Origin of the sequence: Luteococcus sanguinis (genome assembly GCF_039527675.1) — a bacterium.
Classification (GTDB): Bacteria; Actinomycetota; Actinomycetes; order Propionibacteriales; family Propionibacteriaceae; genus Luteococcus; species Luteococcus sanguinis.
This window is the reverse complement of record NZ_BAAAKI010000012.1, coordinates 51,886-73,739: the sequence shown is the minus strand read 5'-3', so window position 1 is coordinate 73,739 and position 21,854 is coordinate 51,886. Positions and strand designations below refer to the sequence as shown.

At 68.2% G+C, this 21,854-nt stretch carries 15 protein-coding genes; 4 read left to right on the top strand and 11 right to left on the bottom strand.

All coding sequences use genetic code 11. From position 1 onward, the window contains the following. Nucleotides 1-57 precede the first annotated feature (57 nt). Together ABD089_RS08950 and ABD089_RS08945 are read left to right on the top strand one after the other, a co-directional pair. The gene (locus ABD089_RS08950) at nt 58-2,187 is read left to right on the top strand and encodes a S9 family peptidase (RefSeq protein ID WP_343885994.1); all 2,130 of its coding nucleotides are present in this window, start codon (nt 58-60) and stop codon (nt 2,185-2,187) included. A 167-nt stretch (nt 2,188-2,354) separates the two neighbouring features. Then, a complete protein-coding gene (locus ABD089_RS08945) occupies nt 2,355-3,275 on the top strand; it encodes a sigma-70 family RNA polymerase sigma factor (RefSeq protein WP_343885992.1) in 921 nt (306 codons plus the stop codon). Between the two features lie 77 nt (nt 3,276-3,352). Here ABD089_RS08945 and ABD089_RS08940 read toward each other — a convergent pair whose 3' ends face one another. Then, complete coding sequence (locus ABD089_RS08940) at nt 3,353-4,213, bottom strand: acyl-CoA thioesterase (RefSeq protein WP_343885991.1); 861 nt, start codon at nt 4,211-4,213, stop codon at nt 3,353-3,355. 53 nt (nt 4,214-4,266) lie between these two features. Beyond that, nucleotides 4,267-5,256: a YeiH family protein gene (locus ABD089_RS08935; protein WP_343885990.1), complete on the bottom strand. Its 990-nt coding sequence runs from the start codon at nt 5,254-5,256 to the stop codon at nt 4,267-4,269. A gap of 118 nt (nt 5,257-5,374) precedes the next feature. On the opposite strand from ABD089_RS08935, the gene ABD089_RS08930 reads away from it, so the two are divergent. Continuing rightward, nucleotides 5,375-6,289 carry a LysR family transcriptional regulator gene (locus ABD089_RS08930; RefSeq protein WP_343885988.1) on the top strand — a complete coding sequence of 305 codons (915 nt, stop codon included), beginning with the start codon at nt 5,375-5,377 and terminating at the stop codon, nt 6,287-6,289. 28 nt (nt 6,290-6,317) lie between these two features. Here ABD089_RS08930 and hrpA read toward each other — a convergent pair whose 3' ends face one another. The 7 genes from hrpA to ABD089_RS08895 form a co-directional block, all read right to left on the bottom strand. After that, nucleotides 6,318-10,277 carry an ATP-dependent RNA helicase HrpA gene (gene hrpA, locus ABD089_RS08925; RefSeq protein ID WP_343885987.1) on the bottom strand — a complete coding sequence of 1,320 codons (3,960 nt, stop codon included), beginning with the start codon at nt 10,275-10,277 and terminating at the stop codon, nt 6,318-6,320. A 58-nt stretch (nt 10,278-10,335) separates the two neighbouring features. Further along, nucleotides 10,336-11,355: an NADP-dependent oxidoreductase gene (locus ABD089_RS08920; RefSeq protein ID WP_343885986.1), complete on the bottom strand. Its 1,020-nt coding sequence runs from the start codon at nt 11,353-11,355 to the stop codon at nt 10,336-10,338. Between the two features lie 259 nt (nt 11,356-11,614). Beyond that, entirely contained in the window at nt 11,615-12,478 is an 864-nt protein-coding gene (locus ABD089_RS08915) for a universal stress protein (RefSeq protein ID WP_343885985.1), read from the bottom strand. 5 nt (nt 12,479-12,483) lie between these two features. After that, nucleotides 12,484-12,879, bottom strand: a complete 396-nt coding sequence (locus ABD089_RS08910) for a pyridoxamine 5'-phosphate oxidase family protein (protein WP_343885984.1) — start codon at nt 12,877-12,879, stop codon at nt 12,484-12,486. After that, the gene (locus tag ABD089_RS08905; RefSeq protein ID WP_343885983.1) at nt 12,879-15,332 is read right to left on the bottom strand and encodes a phosphoketolase family protein; all 2,454 of its coding nucleotides are present in this window, start codon (nt 15,330-15,332) and stop codon (nt 12,879-12,881) included. Before ABD089_RS08905 ends, ABD089_RS08910 begins: the two co-directional genes overlap by 1 nt. A gap of 67 nt (nt 15,333-15,399) precedes the next feature. After that, a complete protein-coding gene (locus ABD089_RS08900) occupies nt 15,400-16,350 on the bottom strand; it encodes a T3SS (YopN, CesT) and YbjN peptide-binding chaperone 1 (RefSeq protein ID WP_343886066.1) in 951 nt (316 codons plus the stop codon). 48 nt (nt 16,351-16,398) lie between these two features. Further along, nucleotides 16,399-17,325 carry an AEC family transporter gene (locus ABD089_RS08895; protein ID WP_343885982.1) on the bottom strand — a complete coding sequence of 309 codons (927 nt, stop codon included), beginning with the start codon at nt 17,323-17,325 and terminating at the stop codon, nt 16,399-16,401. 106 nt (nt 17,326-17,431) lie between these two features. Between ABD089_RS08895 and ABD089_RS08890 the strand changes: the two genes are divergently transcribed. Beyond that, entirely contained in the window at nt 17,432-17,953 is a 522-nt protein-coding gene (locus ABD089_RS08890) for a ferritin (protein ID WP_343885981.1), read from the top strand. 236 nt (nt 17,954-18,189) lie between these two features. On the opposite strand, the gene ABD089_RS08885 is transcribed toward ABD089_RS08890, so the two are convergent. Together ABD089_RS08885 and ABD089_RS08880 are read right to left on the bottom strand one after the other, a co-directional pair. Further along, nucleotides 18,190-18,768 carry a CueP family metal-binding protein gene (locus ABD089_RS08885; RefSeq protein WP_343885980.1) on the bottom strand — a complete coding sequence of 193 codons (579 nt, stop codon included), beginning with the start codon at nt 18,766-18,768 and terminating at the stop codon, nt 18,190-18,192. 156 nt (nt 18,769-18,924) lie between these two features. Continuing rightward, nucleotides 18,925-21,828 (bottom strand): vitamin B12-dependent ribonucleotide reductase, encoded by a 2,904-nt coding sequence (locus ABD089_RS08880; protein WP_343885979.1) that lies wholly within the window; start codon nt 21,826-21,828, stop codon nt 18,925-18,927. Between the last annotated feature and the right edge of the window lie 26 nt (nt 21,829-21,854).

The window sequence follows — 21,854 nt, the reverse complement described above, 5'->3', positions numbered from 1 at the left end:
CCCCCAACCCAAACCACGGGCACGGGAGCTGGCCCACACTGACCTAGGCTGGCCCCCATGTCCCCAGAAATGCTCCCCCCGACCGCCGAGAAGCACCCCGTCGTCCGCCAGTTCCACGGGGACGAGTTCGTGGATGACTACGAGTGGCTGCGGGACAAGGATGACCCACGGGTGGTGGCGCACCTGGAGGCCGAGAATGCCTTCACCGAAGATCGCACCGCCCACCTGGAAACCCTGCGCGAAGCCATCTTCGCCGACATCTCCGCTCGCACCCAGCAGACCGACCTGTCCGTGCCTGCGCTCGACGAGCACACCGGCGGCGATCGCTGGTGGTACTACTCACGCACGGTCGAAGGCTCGGACTACCCCATCTTCTGCCGCGTACCCGACGCTGACGGCCGCCGCCCCGACCCCGACTCGGTCGGTGATCGTGAGCAGGTGTTGCTGGACGGGAACGCCGAGGCGGCAGGACACGAGTTCTTCTCCTTGGGCGCTTTGTCGGTCTCCCCCGACGGACGTCTGCTGGCCTGGTCGGTGGACCACGCCGGCGACGAGCGGTTCAGCCTTTTCGTCCGCGACCTCGCCACCGGTGAGGACTTCGGGCCGGTCCAGAGCGGGATCGTCCATGGCGTGACCTGGGGTGGCGACCGGCACCTGTTCTACTCCCGTTGCGACGAGGCCTGGCGCCCGTACCAGGTCTGGCGCCACGAACTGGGAACCGATCCCGAGGCCGACGTCCTGGTCATCACCGAGCCGGACGAGCGCTTCTGGCTCGGCGTCGACGTCTCCCGCGACCGCAGCCAGCTGCTGTTCGTGGCCGGATCGAAACTGACCAGCGAGGTCTGGCTGCTACCGACGAGCGACCCGACCGGCACGCCGCGCAGCGTCGCGGGACGGACCGAGGGCATCGAGTACTCGGTCGAGGTGGCGGGCGAGGAGTTGTTCATCCTGCACGATGCGAATGATCCTGACCACGAGCTCGCGACCGCCCCGCTGGCGTCGACAAGCCGCGAACAGTGGACAACCATCGTCCCCGCTGCCCCGGGTGTGCGCCTCGAGTCGGTCGACGCATATGCCCACCACCTCGTCCTCACCGGCCGCCGGGACGGGCTGGCTGCCGTGGCCGTGCTCGAGCGTGGCGGGGACGGCAGCGTCTCCACGCCCAGATGGACCAGTTTCGACGGGGAGGTGCATGAAGTCGACGCGTGGTCTGAACACCTCTGGGAGGCCAGCACGGTGCGGCTCTCCTACACCTCACTGGTGACCCCGGCCTCGGTGCTTGACCTCGACCTGGCTTCCGGCGGCACCACCGTGGTCAAGCAGACCCCTGTGCTCGACCACCCCACCCATGGCGCCTACCGCCCCGAGGACTACCGCCAGCTGAGGCTGTGGGCGACCGCGGAGGACGGCACCAAGGTTCCGATCTCACTGGTGCACCACAAGGACGTCGCCCCCGACGGCAAGGCGCCGCTGCTGCTGTATGGCTACGGCTCCTACGAGGTCTCCATCCCGCCCGCCTTCGTCATCTCGCGGCTCTCGCTGCTCGACCGGGGCATCGTCTTCGCCATCGCCCATGTCCGCGGCGGTGGGGAACTGGGGCGGGCCTGGTATGACGACGGCAAGCAGTTGGCCAAGCCGAACACCTTCGGTGACTTCGTCGCCTGCGCCCGGCACCTGGTCGACCAGGGCTGGACCTCGCCCGACCGCCTCGCCGCCGAGGGACGCAGCGCCGGTGGCCTGCTGATGGGTGCGATCACCAACCTCGCGCCGGAACTGTTCCGCGCCGTCCACGCCGGGGTTCCGTTCGTCGACGCCCTCAACACGATCCTGAAGCCCGAGCTGCCCTTGACCGTGGGCGAGTGGGAGGAGTGGGGCAACCCGATCGAGGACGAGCAGGTCTACCGCTGCATGAAGTCGTACACGCCGTACGAGAACATCACCTCACGCCCCTACCCCGCGATCCTCGCCACCACCAGCCTCAATGACACCCGGGTCTTCTTCACCGAACCTGCCAAGTGGGTGGCGAAGCTGCGCGAGACCGTCGAGCCCACACCCGGCCGCGAAATCCTGCTGCGCACCGAGATGGTGGCCGGTCACGCCGGGGTTTCCGGACGTTACGACTCGTGGCGCGAAAGGGCCTTCGAGCTGGCGTGGATCATCGACCAGATCGTGCCCGAGGTCGGCTGAGCCCCACCCGAGCAGATGTGGCCCTGCGACCGTGGTCGTGCCCCCGGGTATGACCACGGTCGTGGTTTTCCGCCCACAGCAGATTCCGCCGAGAAAAGTCCCCGGACGTGGATAGATCGGGCGGTCTCGCGCGTTGTGCCGGTGACTGATCGCGAAAGGTGCATCACATGGACAGCAAGACACGCGTTCGCAGCGGTGAGGGCATTGACGGCAAGGACTCCGTCGGGCTCTACCTGGACGCCATCGCCAAGACACCCCTGCTCAATGCCGAGGATGAGGTCGAACTGGCCCGCCGGATCGAGGCGGGCCTCTACGCCCAGGCCGTGCTCGCCGGTGAGGTGACGAGCACCTCGAAGGCCAGCCGTGAGGAGTTCGAGGCGATTCGGGATCAGGGCGAGGCCGCCATGACGCGCTTCACGCAGGCCAACCTGCGCCTGGTGGTGTCGGTGGCCCGCAAGTACGGCCGCGCACAGATGCCCCTGCTCGACCTGGTGCAGGAGGGCAACACGGGGCTGATCCGCGCCGTGGAGAAGTTCGACTACACCAAGGGCTTCAAGTTCTCGACCTATGCGACCTGGTGGGTGCGTCAGGCCATCAGCCGCGGCATCGCGCAGCAGGGACGCATCGTCCGTCTGCCCGTGCACGTGGCCGAGCAGGTGAACCAGATCTCGTCCGCCCGCCGAAACCTCGAGCGCAAGCTGGGCCGCGAGCCCGAACTGGCCGAGATCGCCGAAGAGATGGGGATGGAGCAGGAGAAGGTGGTCGAGCTGATCCGCTTCGGCCGCGAACACGTCTCCCTGGACGCCCCCGTCGAAGAGAACGGCGACACCTCGCTCGGCGACCTGATTGCCCGCGAGACCTCCCCCGGCCCCGACGAGATGGTGCTGGACGCCGAGGAGCGCAAGGTGCTCGACGACCTGCTGGAGAACCTCGACGAGCGCTCCGCAGACGTCGTCCGTCGTCGCTACGGCCTGCTCGACGGACGCCAGGCGAAGCTCGCCGACATCGGCGCCGTCTGGGGGATCACCGCCGAGCGCGTGCGCCAGATCGAACGCAATGCACTGGCCCAGTTGAGGCTGGCGGCCTGACCGCCGTTCCGCCCCACCGTCTTGCCGCCTTACGGTCTTGCCGGCTTGCGGTCATGCCGCCAGGTGATGGTCCAGCGTCACTTGATGACGCGGATCAGGCCCTCCTGCGAGCAGGAAGCGACCAGCCGGCCGTCCTGGAAGAGGCGTCCGGTGGAGAAGCCCAACGCACCAGACGCCGACGGTGAGACCTGGTCGTAGAGCAGCCATTCGTCGGCGCGGGCGTCGCGGTGGAACCACATGGCATGGTCGATGGAGGCCGTCTGCATGCCCGGGGAGAGGAAGACCACCTCGGGGTGCGGCAGGGTGGAAACGGCCAGCAGGGTCAGGTCCGAGATGTAGGCCAGCATGGCGCGGTGGATCACCTGGTCGTGCGGCAGCCTGTCGACCGTGCGGACCCACACGCGCATGTGCGCCTGGTGAGCCCCCGGGGCGATCATCGACGACTGCGCCGAGTCGCCCGCAAAGCGCACGTCCAGCGCGTCCCACTCATGCACCAGCGGTGAGTCCGGCCCCAGCCGGGCGGCGAAGATCTCGGACATCCGGGGGCACTGGTCGGGCCTGGGGACCTTGGGCGGCATCGGGTCAGCGTGGTCCAGGCCATCCTCGTCGATGTGGAAGCTGGCGTTCATCGCGAACCGCGGCACACCGTCTTGGCGGGCCACCGTGTGCCTGCTGGAGAAACCGCGTCCGTCGCGCAGGTTGTCAGCCTGATAGATCAGCGGCTGGTTGAGCACGCCGGGCCGCAGGAAGTAGCCGTGGAGGGAGTGCACCATCCGGTCCGGCTCCACCGTGCGGTGCGCGGCGACCAGCGCCTGCGCCAGCACCTGCCCGCCGAAGGTCTGCTGCAGGGCGGTGGGCAGCTGACTGCCGCGGTAGAGCCCCTCCTCGATCGTCTCGAGGTCGAGCAGGCCCAGCAGTTCGTCAATCGTCTTCGGCACGTCCCCCACCTTTCCACAGCGGCCGTCCTCGCACAGCGGCTGTCCGGCAGGACTCAGCGCCAGCTGGTGGCCCAGACGCCCGCCAGCGAGACGCACGAGACAAGCACCGTCGACGCCAGGCCGAGGACGAAGGGGAGTGGGCCCACCCTGACCAGCGTCCGCATCCGGACACCGAGCCCCAGGGCGAACATCGCGGCCGCCAACAGGGCCGTCTGCACCAGCTTGAGGTCGGCCAGCATCGGCGTGCTCAGCAGGTGCATCGAGGCGACCACCATCATCGCCAGGAAGCCGACGACGAACAGCGGCACGATTGGCGGACGCTTCACCTGGGTGTCGGCCGGCATCCGACGGCGCACCTGCCAGGCCAACACGGCCATCAGGGGTGCCAGCATCAGCACGCGAGCGAGCTTCACGATCACCGCCACCTGCAGGGCGCCGTGGCCGATCGTCCCCGCCGCGGCAACCACCTGGGCGACCTCGTGGATCGACGCGCCGGCCCACAAACCAGCGACGCGCGAGGGCATCCCCAACAGTCCCGCAAGCAGTGGCACGACCGGGATCATCAGGGTCCCGAAGAGCACCACCAGACCGATGGCGGTGGCGGTCTCCTCCTGCTCGGCGTCGATCACCCCGTCCGCAGCCGCGATGGCGGCGGCGCCGCAGATGGAGAAGCCACATGCGACCAGCAGACGGGTGGCGGTGGGGATTCGGAGGGCACGCCCGATCAGGAGCGTCCCGAAGATGCCGATCACGACCACGGCGACCACGACCGCGATCATCCCCCAGCCCAGGGCGAGGATGTCACCGAGGACGAGTTGCAGCCCGAGCAGCACGATTCCGGTGCGCAACACGCGCTTGGCGGCGAAGCCGATCCCCGGCAGGAAGCGCTGCGGCAGTTGGACGAGGTTCGCCACGACGGCACCGAGGATGATCGCGAACAACAGCGCGCTCACCGTGGGCACCAACCGATTGCCGAGTACCGCGAGCACGGCACCGGCCGTGCACAGTGCGAGCCCGGGGGCCACACGCTTGAGCCAGCTCATATGTCGATCTTGTCATTGCCCCTCCCAACTGACCACTGGGTCCGACGACCTCTCTGGGATACACGACGGGGCCCGCCGGGGCGGGGACCTGGTGTCGTGAGTCATTAGGATTGCCTCCATGTCAACGCCCTGGCCCGACCTGGCCACACTGGAGCTGCTGGTGGCCACCGGGCGGACCGGCAGCCTCAGTGCCGCGGCCCGGGAACTGGGGCTGGCGCAGCCGAATGCGTCCCGGTCGATCTCGCGACTCGAGCGCCGCCTGGGGATGCAGTTGGTCACCCGCTCCCGCAATGGGTCCGAGCTGACCACCCCCGGGCGGATGCTGGCCGAGTGGGCCCGCCCGGTGCTGGTGCAGGCCGAGTCGTGGCGCGAGGGGACCAATGCGCTGGACACCGAGGTGCCCCCACAGTTCGAGTTCGCGGCCTCCCTGTCGTGCGCCGAGCAACTGGCACCGCACTGGCTGGCGCGGCTGCGGGAGCAGGTGCCCGAACTCGTGGTGCGGATGCACGTCGTCCACTCCCCCAATGCCCTGGCCATGGTCACGACGCAGGAAGTCGAACTGGCCTTCGTCGAGGTGGACCAGGAGCCGGAGGGCTTCCACTGCACAACGGTCGACGTGGGCCGCCTGGCGCTGGTGGTCTCCCCCGCGCACGAGTGGGCCCAGCGCTCCGATGAACCCGTCACCCTGGCCGAGCTGGCGGGCGCCGAGCTATTGGTGCGTGAGCAGGAGTCGGGCCCTCGCGAGGCGGTGGACACCGCCCTTGGTGGCCTGCAGCGCGTCGGGCACTACCGCGTCCACACGTCCAATTCGTCCCTCGCGGAGGCTGCGCTGAACGGCGAGGGAGCAGCCCTGTTGGCCGAACAGAGCACACTGCCCTATCTGGCCCTCGGGAAACTGGTGCGGGTGCCACTGGCCGACCCCGACCTGTTCACCCGCCGCGTGGTCGCGGTGTGGACCGCGCGCCCATTGGGTGCAGCGGCGCAGGCGCTGCTGGACCTGACGCTGGCTGATCGTCGCCGCCGAGAGGCCTGAACCCGCGGCAGCCGCTGCGAGGGAAGCCTCAGCGGGCCTCGGCCATCGCGCGACGAATCCGCTTCGGGGAGACGGTCACGGCGGTCCGCAACTGTTGCGCGAACAACTGGACGCGCAACTCCTCGATCAGGAAGCCGATCTCCTCGACTGCCGCCGGCAGCGGCCCTGCGGGCTGGGCGTCCACCAACTCGGCGTACTCGGCCTCCAGGTCATCCACCAAGGCCACGCCCTCGCGTTCCCGCGCCGGGTTCGCGGCGGCGGAGGCCAGCCGAGCCGTGGCGGCGCGAAGGTAGCGCGGCAGGTGGGAGAACCAGGGGTCGGGGGTGGCCGAGATGAAGTTGCGGAAGATGAGGTTGTCGGCCTGCGCGGTGACGTCGTCACGGAGCCTTCCCGGCGGGCAGCCGACCAGGGCCAGTCGCAGCTCGGTGTTGGCGCGCAGGGCATCGGCGGCCGTGGCGACGACCGTTCGCATCTGGTCGGCCTGGTCCTGCCGGACCGTCAGGGCGAGCGCTTCGTAGGCCGCCTGGTCGCGCACCTCGTCCAGTTGGGGACGGACCCGGCTGGCGATCGTCTCGACGGTCTTCAGCCGCGCGTCGGTCATCAGCGCGGGCACCGACTCGTACGGCGAGTTGCCCAGCGCGAGCTTGTCCGCATTGGCGAGGTGGGAGACGACCCACTTGGTGGGGTCGGGGTTGGTGAGCACCAGGAGCCGCCGCAATCCGCGGGTGTGTGACTGGGCAGCACGGGCGGGGGTGTCCAGGACGGTGACGCCGACCGTGCGGCCCTCGTCGGCCAGTGCCGGGTAGCCGACGGCCTTCTGCTGGTGCTTCACGACGGTGATCTGGCGTTCGATCGTCCCGAAGGTCCAGCTGGTGGCACCGGTGACCGCTGTCTTGGCGGAGGCCTTGGTCAGGGTTTGGCTGACGCGCCTGGCCAGGTCCTCCCGCAGATCGCCGAAGTCCTTGGAACGGCGCGTCTCGCGTCCGTTCTCCACGATGGAGAAGGCGATCCGCAGGTGGTCTGGCACCTGGTCGGGGTTCCACGCGTCCTCGGGGACGGGGTTGCCGGTCATCGCGTACAGCGCACGTCCGAGCTCGGCCCACATCGGACGAGTGTGGTCTGCGCCGTGCTCGGCCAGCCAGGCCAGCGCAGCGCGGGCATGGTTCGGGGCGGGCACGAAGCGCGTGCGGATCTGCTTCGGCAGGGATCGGATCAGTTCTGTCGCCAGCTCCTCGCGCAGGCCCGGTACCTGCCAGGTGAAGGGCGCTGCATCGACCTGGTTCAACTGCGCCAGCGGGATGGCGATGCTGACGCCGTCCTTGCCGGAGCCCGGGTCGAAGACGTAGTCGACGGGCAGTTCAAGGGCACCGGTGGTCCAGTGGTCGGGGAAGGCGTCGGTGTCGGGGGCATCGGCATCATCGTTGATCAAGTCGTCCGGGTCGAGCTCCAGCAGGCGCTTGTTCGGCTGGGCACGCCACCAGGCGTCGAAGTGGTTGGCGCTGACGACCTCGGCCGGGATCCGTTCGTCGTAGAACTCGTAGAGGGCCTGGTCGTCGACGATGTCGCGTCGACGGGAGCGCTCCTCCAACTCCTCAAGGTCCGCGCGGACCTTCTGGTTGTGGTGGAAGAAGTGGTGGCGGGTCTTCCAGCCGCCCTCGACCAGCGCGGCACGGATGAAGATCTCCCGCGCGACGACCGGGTCGATGCGGGCATAGGACACCGGACGGTCGGCGATGATGGGGACGCCGTAGAGGCTGACCTTCTCGTAGGCCACGACCGACCCCGAATTGGACGACCAGTGGGGCTCGGAGTAGGTGCGCTTGAGCAGGTGCCCGCCCACGGCCTCGACCATCTCGGCCTTGACGCCGGCGACGGTACGGGCCCACAAACGGCTGGTCTCGACGAGCTCCACGGCCATCACCAGCGGGGGCGTGTTCTTCGCCAGCGCGGAACCGGGGTTGATCGCGAACCGGGCGCCACGGGCACCCAAGTACTCCCGTGGGCCGGGTCTGCGGCGCTTCTGCCCCACCCTCTGCGACGGCGCCTGCGTGGACTGCTCGCGCAGGTCGGCCAGGCCGACGTGTCCCAGCAAGCCGGACAGGATGGCCGTCAGGACCGCCTCCTCGCTGGCGGCACGCTGGTTGCGATCGATGCCCAGGTCACGAGTGATGTCCTTGAGCTGGGTGTGCAGGTCCTCCCACTCGCGCACGCGCAGGAAGTTGATGAACTCGTCGCGGCACATCCGACGGAAGGCATTGCCGGACAGGTGCTTGCGCTGGTCATGCAGGTAGTCCCACAGGTTCAGCAGGGCGGTGATGTCACCGCCCTCCCCCACCTCGGGGCGCCCGCTCCTCGACACTGTCGAGGGGTCGAGATGGGTGTTCGTATGGGCGGTGTGCCGCAACGGACGGCCCTGGCCGTCGGTGGCCGGCTCGGCCTGGCTGCGGGCGGGATTGCCGGACCAGAAGCGACGGTGCAGCACGTCGGCGGCCTCGCGCTTGTCCGAGGGACGTTCCCGCACGTCCGGGATCGCCAGGGCGGCGACGATGACCTGCACCTCGCGGACGCAGCCCTGCGCCTCGGATTCGACGATCATCCGGCCCAGCCGGGGATCCAGCGGGATCCGGGCGAGGCGGTGGCCGATGCGGGTGAGGCGCGGTGCGCTGCGGTGGCCCTCCTTGAGCGCGCCAAGTTCATCGAGGAGCCGCAGGCCGTCGGTGATCTGGCTGCGGTCGGGAGCCTCGACGAAGGGGAACTCGGCGATGTCGCCCAGCCCGGCCTGCGCCATCTGCAGGATGACGCTGGCCAGATTGGTGCGCAGGATCTCGGGTTCGGTGAACTCTGGACGGGTGAGGTAGTCGTCCTCGGAGTAGAGCCTGATGCAGATGCCGGGTGCGACACGGCCACACCGGCCGGCGCGCTGGTTCGCCGAGGCCTGGCTGACCGGCTCGATCGGCAGCCGCTGGACCTTGGTGCGGGCTGAGTATCGGCTGATGCGGGCGGTGCCGACGTCGACGACGTAGCGGATGCCCGGGACGGTCAACGAGGTCTCGGCGACATTGGTGGCCAGGACGACGCGGCGGTTCTGGTGCGGCGCGAAGACGCGGTGCTGCTCGGCCGAGGAGAGCCGCGCGAACAGTGGCAGGGTCTCGGCGTTGGGGAGCTTGAGCGCGTCGACGGCCTCGGCGGCGTCGCGAATCTCGCGCTCGCCGGAGAGGAAGATGAGGATGTCGCCGGGGCCCTCCGCGGCCAGTTCCCGGACCGCGCGGGCGATGCCCTCGTTCTGGTCGATGCCGCCATCGGCCTGGGTGGCTGCGCCGTCGGTCTGGGTGGCTGCGCCATCAACGTCCGACAAGGGGCGGTAGCGCATCTCGACGGGATAGGTGCGTCCGGAGACCTCGATGACGGGCGCCGGAGTGCCGTCGGGGGCAGCGAAGTGTTCGGCGAAACGGGCGGTGTCGATGGTGGCGGAGGTGACGATGACCCGCAGCTCGGGACGCCGCGGCAGCAACTGCTTGAGGTAGCCGAGCAGGAAGTCGATGTTGAGACTGCGTTCGTGCGCCTCGTCGATGATGATCGTGTCGTACTTCTTCAGGTCCCGGTCATGGGTGATCTCGGCCAGCAGCACGCCGTCGGTCATCACCTTCACCCTCGTGTCCTTGGACGCCTTGCGGGTGAACCGCACCTGGTAGCCGACCAGGTCACCGATGGAGACCGCCATCTCATCGGCGATGCGTTCGGCCACCGTGCGGGCGGCAATCCGGCGCGGCTGGGTGTGCGCGACGCGCCTGCGGCCGAGCATCATCGCGATCTTGGGCAGCTGGGTGGTCTTGCCAGATCCGGTCTCACCGGCGACAACGACGACCTGGTGGTCGCGGATCAGCTCGGCGATCTCCTGGGCGTGCTCCGCGATCGGGAGCGCCGGGTCGAACTCGATGCGCGGTTCGGCCACTGGGATGGGTTCGACGATCTGGGCGGGATTGGTCATGGCGGTCCAAGGCTACCGGTGGGCCGCAAGGCCTTCGTGGTGTCGGGCCCGCACAGGATCAGCCCAGGCTGGGGTCGAATGCGATCAGCACCTTGCCCTTGGCTCGGTGCGACTCCAGCCGCTCGAAGGCCACCGGGAAGTCGCCCAGTGCATGCCGGGAGTCGACGACGACCTCCAGCTTCCCCTGCTCGACCAGCGAGGACAACTCGGAAAGACCTTCGCCATCGGCGTGCATCAAGAAGGCCTCGTAGCTGGCTCCGGCCTTCTTGGCGAGCGCACGCACCTTGCGGCTGGAGGCCCATTCCACGCCGGCGACCAGCAGCTTCTTCGCCCCCTTCACGTAGGGCTGGAGGGAGCCGGGGCTGAAGGGACCGGACAGGTTGACGACCTTGGCGCCCGGTTCGACCGAGGCGAACAGGTCGGTCAAGGTGTCCCCGCCCACGAGGTCCAGCACCTTGTCGAAGCGTTCCGGCCCCGCCGAGACGGCTCGCTCGTGGTAGTCGATGACCTCGTCAGCACCGAGTCGGGTGACGACCTCGCGGCCGGCGGAGGACGCGGTGGTGGTGACGTGGGCACCGGCCAGTTTGGCCAGCTGGATGGCGAACAGGCCCACTCCCCCGGCGCCGCCGGTGATGAGCAGCCGTTCCCCGGGCTGCAGGTCGAGGTGATCGCCGCCGAGGGCCTGCTGGGCGGTGAGCCCGGCGAGCGGGATGGCCGCCGCATCCACCAGCGGGATCGTCGCGGGCGCCGGAGCCAGCACGGCAGCCGGAACTGCCACCAGCTCGGCAAAGGCGCCGACACCGGGCGTCCGCGCCATCACGCGGTCACCCACGGCGAAGGCGTCCACCCCGGCACCGACCGCGGCGACGACGCCGGAGAGTTCGTTGCCGGCCACCTGCGGGAAGTCGAAGGGCTGGATCAGCTTGAACGCACCCGTGCGCTGGTGCGCGTCCACGGGGTTCAGACCGACGCCTGCCACCCGCACGAGCACCTGCCCGGGGCTGGCAACCGGGTCTGGGACATTGCTGAGGCTGGTGACCTCGGGGCCGCCATGGGAGGCATGGGTGATCGCTCGCACGCGGCGAGTCTAGGCGAGCCCCAAAGCCAGCTGAGGCTGGCTCAGCCCCCCGATGGCCGGATGCGCGGGATGCCAATGAGCGACATCTCGGCTTGGCCGCCCGTGACGGGCGCTGGGCTCCAGGGTCACCACCTTGGAGCTCACATCGCGGTCCTGGGTCGCACCCTGCCGCAGGGCCGCCCCGTCCGGGCCCCAGGTCAATGTCGCTCGCATGGATTCATCAGCACGCGGCACCTGACATGCGCCCGGCGGTCGAAGCTCAACGAACCAGGGCCACCGGACTCTTCGCGTGGGCCAACACGCCCCGGAGCACGCCACTGGCCATCCCCAGGCGCCGGGAGCGCTGGGCACCGAGCACGAAGAGGTCGGTGCGATCGGTCTCGGCGACCATCTCGTCCACGGGGGCGCCGGTCAGCACATCCACCTGGACCTCGAGGAAGGGGTGTTTCGTGCGTAGGGAGGCGAGCAAGCCCTCGACCGCCTGGCCGGCGCGCTGGATGAGCGGGTCGATGCTCTCGGGGTTCACCGCATCCATCGGGGTCGGGGTGAGGACGTGGACCACGCGAACCCCGGTGGGGTGCCCATGATCCGTGCGCCGCTGGGCCTCGGCGAAGGCCCAGTCGAGCGTGACGGACGAGTGATCCTCCGCGTCGATGCCAACCGTCACCAGTGAATGGGCGCCGGTCATCTCGGGGTTCACGGCATTGGAGATCACCACCACCGGGCACTTGGCCCCGAGCGCGACCGACACGGAGGTGGAGCCGACGAACATCCGCTCCAGCCCGGACAGGGATCGACGGCCGACGACCAGGAGCTCCGCCCCCTCGCTGAGTCGCGCCAGGACGGACGAGGGATTGCCGAGCACCACCTCGGTTCGGATCTGGTGATCGCGCAGGCCCATCGCCCGAGCCTCGTCGGATGCGAGCCGGGTGGCCTGCTCCCCTGCCTGCTGCAGCAGGCTCGGGTCGTAGACGACTCCCCACGCGCCAGCCAGCACCGCGTCATCGACGGCATGCACCAGATGCAGTTCACCCTCGAGTGCCGCGACGGCCGTGGCCGCGTAACGGACGGCGCGCAGGCCATCCTCGGAGCCGTCGACACCGACAACGATCCTGGTGGTCATCGTGCTCACCCCTCCCGGTCGGACACGGCCCGACCGGACAAACCGGTCACCTTGATGATCCGCACCTGGTCCCTGGGCCCCGGGGCCCAGGGCATCGGTGCAGACGGACGCTCCTTGGCGTTCTCCGTCACCCGGATCCGCCCACGGGCCATCACCGACCAGCCATTGCGGGTCTCGGGGTCGAACTCGTCCACCTCGAAGGCGACGGGCGTGTCATCGGCCAGCCCACCCAGCGCCGTGCCACCCCCGGTGCTCAACACGAGGCGCGCACCGTCGAAGAGGTAGGCCACCGGGATGATCGTCATCCCCCCGGGGCCATGGAAGGCGACTCGCCCAACCTGGTTCTCCTTCAGCAGGCGTGCGCACTCCTGCTCGTCCAGCGCCGTGAAATAGCCATCCATCAGGCCTTGGCCCCTTCCGTGTCCGCCTCGGCGTTACCGGCACCGTCAACCGACTGCTGGTAGCCGAACTTCCACTGGCTGACCTCCGGCATGTCCTCGAGGTGCTCGACGATGTAGCTCTCGTGGCGCTCCAGCTGAGCCTGGCACCAGGCCTTCAGCTCGCTGGCGCCCGGAGGGGTGATCTTCGCGTTGTTGATCGCGTCCATCACGAGGTGGTAGCGGCTGACCCGGTTGCGGACCACCATGTCGAAGGGCGTGGTGGTGGTGCCCTCCTCGATGAAGCCGCGCACGCGGAAGCGGTCGGCGTCGGGGCGGCCGTGCACCAGCTGGTGGATCGCGCCGGGGTAGCCGTGGAAGGCGAAGACGACGTCCTTGGAGGTGGTGAACAGCTCGCTGAAAAAGGTCTCGTCCATGCCGTGCGGATGGTCCTTCGGGCGGATCAGTGTCATCAGGTCCACCACGTTGACGACCCGCGTCTTGAGGCCGGGCAGCCGCTGCTTCAGGATCTCGGCGGCGGCGACCGTCTCCATGGTGACGACGTCGCCAGCGCAGGCCAGCACGATGTCGGGCTCACCGTGGCCGTCCTCGTTGCCCGCCCAGCCCCAGATGCCCGCACCTGCGGTGCAGTGCTTGATCGCCTCGTCCATGGTCATCCACTGCGGTTGCGGCTGCTTGTCGATGACGATGACATTGAGGTAGTTGCGGCTGCGGAAGGCATGGTCGGCGACGCTGAGCAGCGAGTTCGCGTCCGGCGGCAGGTAGACCCGGGCCACCTCACCGCGTTGTGTGAGGACGTTCTGGATCAGGCCCGGACCCTGGTGGGAGAAGCCGTTGTGGTCATTGCGCCAACAGGTGCTGGTCAGCAGGATGTTGAGGCTGGGGATGTCGGCGCGCCAGTCGAGCCCGTTGGCCTCGTCCAGCCACTTGCCGTGCTGGACGGTCTGCGATGCGCTCACCATGGCGAAGGACTCGTAGGTGGCGAACAGTCCGTGGCGCCCGGTCAGGGTGTAGCCCTCGAGCCAGCCATGGCAGTTGTGCTCGCTGAGCACCTCCATCACCCGTCCGTCGCGGCTGATCTTGCCGTCCTGGGGCTGGTGGGTCTGCTCCATGAAGGCCCGGTCTGTGACGTCGAAGACGGCGCCCAGGCGGTTGGAGTTCGTCTCGTCGGGGCAGAAGAGGCGGAAGTTGTGCGGGTTGCGCTCGTAGATGCCCTTCATGAACTCGCCCAGTTTGCGCGTCGACTCGGAGCGTTCCTGCGCGGGCGACGGGACGTCGACGGCCAGCTCGCGGAAGTCGGGCAGGTCCAGGTCCTGCGTGAGCAGACCACCATTGGCATGGGGGTTCGCGCTGACGCGCAGCTCACCGGAGGGATTGTTGGAGGTGACGATCTCGCTCGGGGCACCATTGGCATCGAAGAGTTCCTCGGGACGGTAGCTCTTCAGCCAGCCCTCGAGGATGGCCAGGTGCTCGGCGTCGTCCTTCACCCCCGCCAACGGCACCTGGTGGGCACGCCAGGTGCCCTCCACCTGCGTGCCGTCGACCTCGTGCGGGCCGGTCCATCCCTTCGGGTGGCGGAAGATGATCATCGGCCACTGCGGACGCACCGCGTCCCAATCGCCACCGCGGGCAGCGGCCTGGATCTCGAGGATCTGGGAGTGCGCGTCCGCGATCGCCGCGGCAAAATCGCGGTGCGCAGCCTGCAGCGTCTCGGGGTCGTCACCGTCCGCCACGCGCACCTCGATCACCCGATAGCCGTGGCCCTCGAAGAGCTTGTGCACCTCCTCGTCCGGTTTGCGACCCAGCACCGTCGGGCCGGCAATCTTGTTCTCGTTCAGGTGCAGGATCGGCAGCACGGCCCCGTCACGGGCGGGGTTGATGAAGCTGATGCCCTTCCAGGAACCCTCCAGCGGACCGGTCTCGGCCTCGCCGTCACCGACCACGCACAGGGCCAGAAGGTCGGGGTTGTCCATCACGGCGCCGAAGGCGTGGATCAGCGCGTAACCGAGCTCGCCGCCCTCGTGGATGGAGCCGGGGGTGGTCACCGACGCGTGCGAGGGGATGCCGCCGGGGGCCGAGAACTGGCGGAAGAGCTTGCGCAGCCCCTCGGCGTCCTGGGTGACCTTGGGGAAGCACTCGGTGTAGCTGCCCTCGAGATAACTGCCGGCGACGATCGCCGGGCCGCCGTGCCCGGGGCCGGTGATGAAGATGGCCTGCTGGCCGGTCAGCCGGACCAGGCGTTGCAGGTGGGCGAACTCGAACGAGAGGCCGGGGCTGGTGCCCCAGTGGCCCAGCAGTCGGGGCTTGATGTGCTCGGCCGCCAAGGGCTCGCGCAGCAGCGCGTTCTCCATCAGGTAGATCTGGCCAACGGTCAGGTAGTTGTTCGCCCGCCACCATGCGTCAACACGGGCGAGTTCGTCGTTGGTGATCTCGGGCAGGTTCGCGACGGATGCCATGTGGCCAACATAACAATGGCCATGGACAAAAGGGAGTCCCTTCAGCAGCAGGCGGACAATCCCACGGTCACATCTCCTTGTCGTCGTAGCTGACCCGCCCGCGAAGCTTGACGGCCAAATCGTCGTCGATGGCGTCGGCGAGCTGCGACATCACCCGAACGCCTTCGTGCAGGTGGGCCGGGACGAAGGGCCGGGCGAACAGGCTGATCGAGACGAACACCCGGTCGCGGTGCAACGAGAAGCGTCCATAGCGGGACTCGACGTTCAGGTCGTTCAGCACCTCAACGGCGCGGCTGCGTCCCTCCACGTCGTGCACCAGGGGGCTGAACACCACCACCTCCCCGCCGTCGGCGCCGGTGCGGACGAACACGACCGACGAGCCGACCCGGATTGCCACGTCACCTTCGGAGTCGCGGATCGGTGGGTGCCCGAACATGGCGGTGAGCTCTGCCTCGACCAACTGGTCGAGGTGCTCGCGATCACGCGGCATGGTCACGGGGCTGGCCACGCCCTCGACCACCGGCGCTGTTTCGGGGGCCTCCGCCACCACGGGCGTGGGATTGAGCACGTCCGCGAGCTGGTCGGGTGCCAGGAAGACCGGATGCACCACACCGAAGACCTCGGTGAGCGTCTGCACTGCCACTTGGGCGATCTGGTCAGACTGCTCCTGCGGCCTCTCGAGCCAGAAGTTCGGGCCAGCATGCTCCCCTTCTCCCGAGGGGGCATTCCAGCCGAGACAACCCATGTCATCCAGTGCCTCGCCGTTCAGCTGCTCGTCCTCGGCGAGGGTGGCATTGCTGGGGGTCTCGGCCAGAACGACGGGTTCATCGGTGCGGCGTGCGCGCGACTGGCAGGTGAAGCGAATCCACGGTGCGTCGTCGAGATCGACCGGGTCGGTGCCGATGGTCAGGGCGGCACCGTCCTCGATCATCGAGACGACATCGGCCAGTCGGCCACGGAAGACTTCCCAGGCCTGCGCAGTGCTCTGGTCGAAATCGAAGTCCGGGTTGGCACCCACTTGCTCGAAGGGGCCGCTCTGCTGCTCGTCCACGCCCAGCAACCTAGCTCAGACGAGGCTCGCCAGGGCTGCCACGGTCACGATCGAGGCGATGGAGGTGATGAAGACCACGTCGCGGGCCAGCGGGATGTCGGTCTGGTAGCGAACGGCGTGGGTGAAGACATTCTGGGCCGTGGGCAGACCCGCGAGGACGACGACCGCGACGGTTGCAGCGTGGTCCAGACCCATCAGACGCGCCAGCGCCAGGGCCAGCAGGGGGTGGAAGCCGACCTTGAGCAGGCTGATGCCGACGAGCTCGCCCGTGCGCCCCGCCTTCCCGGGCAGCGGGCCCAGCCGGAGGGATACGCCGAAGGCGACCAGCATCGTTGGCACCGCAAGGCCGCCCAGCATCGACAGGGGGGTCTTGAGCACGGTCGGGATGGCGAGGTGGGCCAGGTTCAACAGCAGCCCCGTCAGCACAGCGATCGTCATCGGGTTCCGGAAGGGCAACCAGAGGTAACGCCAAAACCCAAGGTCGCGGCCGTCCTGACGAGTCACCTCCGCGTCCAGCATGGCCAGCCCGAGCGGCTGCAGCACGCCCACCTGAACCAGCAACAGGGGTGCGATCCATGTCACGTCGTGCAGCACATAGGCGGCGATCGGCAGGCCCATGTTCCCGGCGTTGACGTAGGCGGCGCAAAAGCATCCGATGACGCGCTGCGAGGGGTCGGGCTTCCAGACGAGCCTGGCCAGCAGCAGATACACCAGGCCGGTGACAATCGTCGCCAGCACGGTGACCAGCAGGTTCCAGGCGAAGAGGCGGCGGATGTCGGCGGTGCTCATCATCACCAGGAGCAGGGCCGGGTTTCCGGCGAAGAACGAGACCCCGGTGAGCACCTGCTGGCTGTCGGCACGCAGCACCCCTGCGTGCGCCAGCAGCCAGCCCACCCCGACGACGATCCAGATGGCCGCGAACCCATTCAGCACCCCGATCACTCCCCCACCCTAGGGGCGCGTCTTGACCGGGACGCTCGTCGCGCCCTCGGCGAACGCGGGGTCTGCCGGCTACCGCGCTCGTGTCCCGCTGACTACGGTGGTGACCATGAAGCTCACCGCAGACCTGGAGAAGAAGTTCAACGACCAGATCACGCTGGAGTTCGAGGCGTCGATCGTGTACCGGCAGCTGGCCATCGAGGTCGACTGTGCCGACCTGCCCGGCATGGCTGCCTGGCTGCGTCACCAGGCGGACGAGGAGATCGTCCACGCCAACAAGTTCATCGACCACGTGGTCGACCGGGAGAACCACCCGAAGATCGGTGCGATCGCCGCACCGGAGCTCAACCCGGACATGACCCCCCTGGAGGTGTTCAGGGCGGCACTCGCGCACGAGCAGAAGGTGTCAGAGTCGATCCGAGATCTGTACCGAGCGGCGGAGGCCGAGGGCGACCTCGACTCCCGTCCCCTGCTGAACTGGTTCCTGGAGGAGCAGATCGAAGAGGAGTCCACGGCCAGCGAGATCATCTCTCGCATCGAGCTCGTCGGCGACGACGGTTCCGGCCTGCTGCGCCTGGATGCAGAACTCGGGGCGCGCCCGACGCAGACCACGGAGAACAACGAGGGCTGACGTCCGGCCCTCCCACAAACGGCCCGGGGCCGGGTGCCATGCACCCGGCCCCGGTCTCTTCGTTTCATCTGATGTCGGGTCAGGCAGTTCCCGTCACCGGGACGCTGTTCGCGCCACGGGGACGCTGCCTCGCGGCTATGGCGCCGAGTGAAGAACCGATCCTGTGGACGAAACTGCCCCGAGCCTGTGAACGTCCTGGGGTGTCGGCGCTCTCCATGCTCTGCCCCAGGGGAAACTCAAGCCAATTTCAGCGTGGTCAGGCAGGTGGGGTCGTCCGAGCCGGTGGCGAAGGGGACGCTGCCGCTGCGCTCGTCGAGGGTGACGGTCAGCTTTCCGGTCTCGCCGCTGGGCAGCCAGATACCCACGAAGCCATTGCGGCCGGTGGTCCGGTCCTCGTCCAACAAGACGGCGCCAGAGTCGGACACAGCCTTGAGGCGCACCGTGGTAGCGACCTGTTCGCCCTGGCAGCCGGACAGGCTGTGGTTGAAGCACTCGTGCGTGGTCGTGACATAGGGCGCGATCGAGAGGTAGAAGCGGTCGGCTGGCAGTTCCATCCGATGCTCACCGGCGGAGTCGGTGACCACGAGCTCGGTGGCGGTGACCGACGCCTTGAAGTCGAGCGGTCGCGCCTGGTCGAGCGCATCAAGCTTTTCGATCACGGTCTGGGCGGGGGCATCGGCCAACCCCAGACCCGCGAGCCCACCGCTGCCAGGCGTGGTGCTGGTGGTGCTGGCACCGGTGGCCCGGTCACCGCCACCGGAGCAGGCGGCCAGGGCCATTGGCAGTGGGGCCAGCAGGAGTGTGCGTCGCTGCATGGGAATCCTCTCGTCGGGGTGCCCCACATGCTACCCGCACTCCCCCGAACGCAGGTCGCCCGCCCGGACGAACCGGACGGGCAACCTCAACGGCATCGCCAACCATGAGCGTGCCAACGGGTCACCGTCCTTCAGGACGGGCAACCCGTTCGCCTGTCAGCTGCACCCGCTGGTCGAGCCGCAGCCCTCGCAGACGTAGCAGGAACCCGAGGGACGCATCTTGGTGCCGCAGGTCATGCACAGCGGCGCGTCGACGGCGTGACCGGTGAGGCTCTCCAGCAGCTCGGAGGTGGTGTGCGGGGCACCGGTGCTGACCTTGGCGGCACCCGGCTGCTCGACGCCGCCGGCAATCACCTGCACCTCGGGGGTGGCCTCGATCAGGGCCGGCTGGCGCAGGCCACCGTCGACCCGGACGTCGTCGTACTCGTCGTTCTTCAACGACTCGGACTCGGGCATCTGGGCCTCATCCTCCTCGCTGATGTACGAACCCGTCTCGACATAACGGGCGCGCTCGGCGGCCGTGTAGATGCCCAGCTCGGCCCGCTCGTCGAAGGACAGGTAGTCCAGGGCGAGGCGGCGGAAGATGTAGTCCATGATCGACTGCGCGATCCGGATGTCCGGGTCATCGGTCATACCAGCCGGCTCGAACTTCTGGTTCGTGAACTTCTGAACGTAGGTCTCCAGCGGCACGCCGTACTGCAGCGCAATGGAGATGGCGATCGAGAAGGCGTCCATCACACCGGCCAAGGTCGAGCCCTGCTTGCCGAGCTTGAGGAAGACCTCACCGAGCTGGCCATTGGTGTACTCGCTGGAGGTCATGTAGCCCTCAGCACCACCCACGGAGAAGGAGGTGGTGCGTCCGACGCGCGACTTGGGAAGACGCTGGCGACGTGGGCGGTACTCGACCTGGGCGGGGGTTGCGACGACCTCGGCCGCCTTCGGCTCCTCCTTCTTCTTGCCGTCGGACAGCGGCTGGCCCACCTTGCAGTTGTCGCGGTAGACGGCGAGCGCCTTCAGCCCGAGCTTCCAGCCCTGCATGTAGACGTCCGAGATCTCCTCGATGGTCGCCGATTCGGGCAGGTTGACCGTCTTGCTGATCGCGCCGGACAAGAAGGGCTGCACGGCAGCCATCATCCGCACATGGCCCATCGGCTGGATCGCGCGCTCGCCCATGGCGGTGTCGAAGACCTCGTAATGCTCGGTCTTCAGGCCGGGAGCGTCGATGACGTGCCCGTGGTCGGCGATGAAGGCGACGATCGCCTCGGAGGTCTCGGCGGTGTAGCCGAGGTTCTTCAGCGCACGCGGGATCGTCTGGTTGACGATCTGCATCGAGCTGCCGCCGACGAGCTTCTTGAACTTCACCAACGAGAAGTCGGGCTCAACACCGGTGGTGTCGCAGTCCATCATGAAGCCGATGGTGCCGGTGGGCGCCAGGACGGAGGCCTGCGCGTTGCGGTAGCCATTGGCCTCACCGAGGCTGATGACCTGCTCCCACTCGGCGGTCGCGGCGCGCAGCACGTCGGCGTCGAGCTGAGCGAGGGTGCGCACCTCGTCATTGGCGGCGCGGTGCTTGCGCATGACCTTCTTGTGGGCCTCGGCGTTGCGGGCGTAGCCGGCATAGGGGCCGACGACGGCCGCGAGCTCCGCGGAGCGACGGTATGACGCGCCGGTCATCAGCGAGGTGATGGCGGCGGCGACCGAACGGCCACCCTCGGAGTCGTAGCCCTTGCCCAGCGCCATCAGCAGCGCACCCAGGTTGGCGTAGCCGATGCCCAGCTGGCGGAAGTTGCGGGTGGTCTCGCCGATGGGCTCGGTCGGGAAGTCGGCGAAACAGATTGAGATGTCCATCGCGGTGATGACCAACTCGACGGCCTTGACAAACCTCTCGGTGTCGAAGGTGTCGTCCTCGCGCAGGAACTTCAGCAGGTTCAGCGAGGCGAGGTTGCACGAGGAATTGTCGAGGCTCATGTACTCCGAGCAAGGGTTGGACGCGTTGATCCGGCCGCTCTCGGGGTTGGTGTGCCAGGCATTGATGGTGTCGTCGTACTGGATGCCCGGGTCGGCACACTCCCACGCAGCCTGGGAGACCTTCTTGAACAAGGTGCGGGCGTCGACGGTCTCGATGACCTCACCGGTGGAGCGGCTGCGCAGGCCGAACTCCTTGCCGTCCTCGACGGCGGTCATGAACTCGTCCGAGACGCGCACCGAGTTGTTGGCGTTCTGGTACTGGACGCTGGTGATGTCCTTGCCGCCAAGGTCCATGTCGAAGCCGGCATCGCGCAGGGCGCGGATCTTGTCCTCCTCGCGCGCCTTGGTCTCGATGAACTCCTCGATGTCGGGGTGGTCGATGTCGAGGACGACCATCTTGGCCGCGCGGCGGGTGGCGCCCCCGGACTTGATGGTGCCCGCCGAGGCGTCCGCGCCACGCATGAAGGAGACCGGGCCGGAGGCGGTGCCGCCGGAGCTGAGCAGTTCCTTGGACGAACGAATCCGCGAAAGGTTCAGGCCGGCGCCGGAACCGCCCTTGAAGATGAAGCCCTCTTCCTTGTACCAGTTCAGGATCGAGTCCATCGAGTCGTCGACGGAGAGGATGAAGCAGGCGCTGACCTGCTGCGGTGAGGGGGTGCCGACGTTGAACCAGACGGGCGAGTTGAAACTGAAGTACTGGTGCACCAGCATCCAGGTGAGTTCGTGCTCGAAGATCTCCGCGTCCGCCTCGGTGGCGAAGTAGCCGTGGTCGAAGCCTGCCTTGGCGTAGGTCGTGACGACACGGTCGATCAGGGTGCGCAGGCTGGCCTCGCGGGCATCGGTGCCGACGGCGCCGCGGAAGTACTTGGTGGTGACGATGGTGGAGGCGTTGAGGCTCCAGAAGTCGGGGAACTCCACGCCGTGCTGGGAGAAGACGGTCTCGCCGGTGCGCCAGTTCGTCTGGACGACGTCGCGCTTCTCCCAGGTGACCTCGTCATAGGGATGGGTGCCCTCGGTGGTGAACACGCGCTCGATCGTCAGCCCCTGGGGCTGCTTGGTGCCGCGTCGCGCGGTCTTGGTGCTCTCGCTCATGATGGCTTCCGCCTCGATCTTTCTCT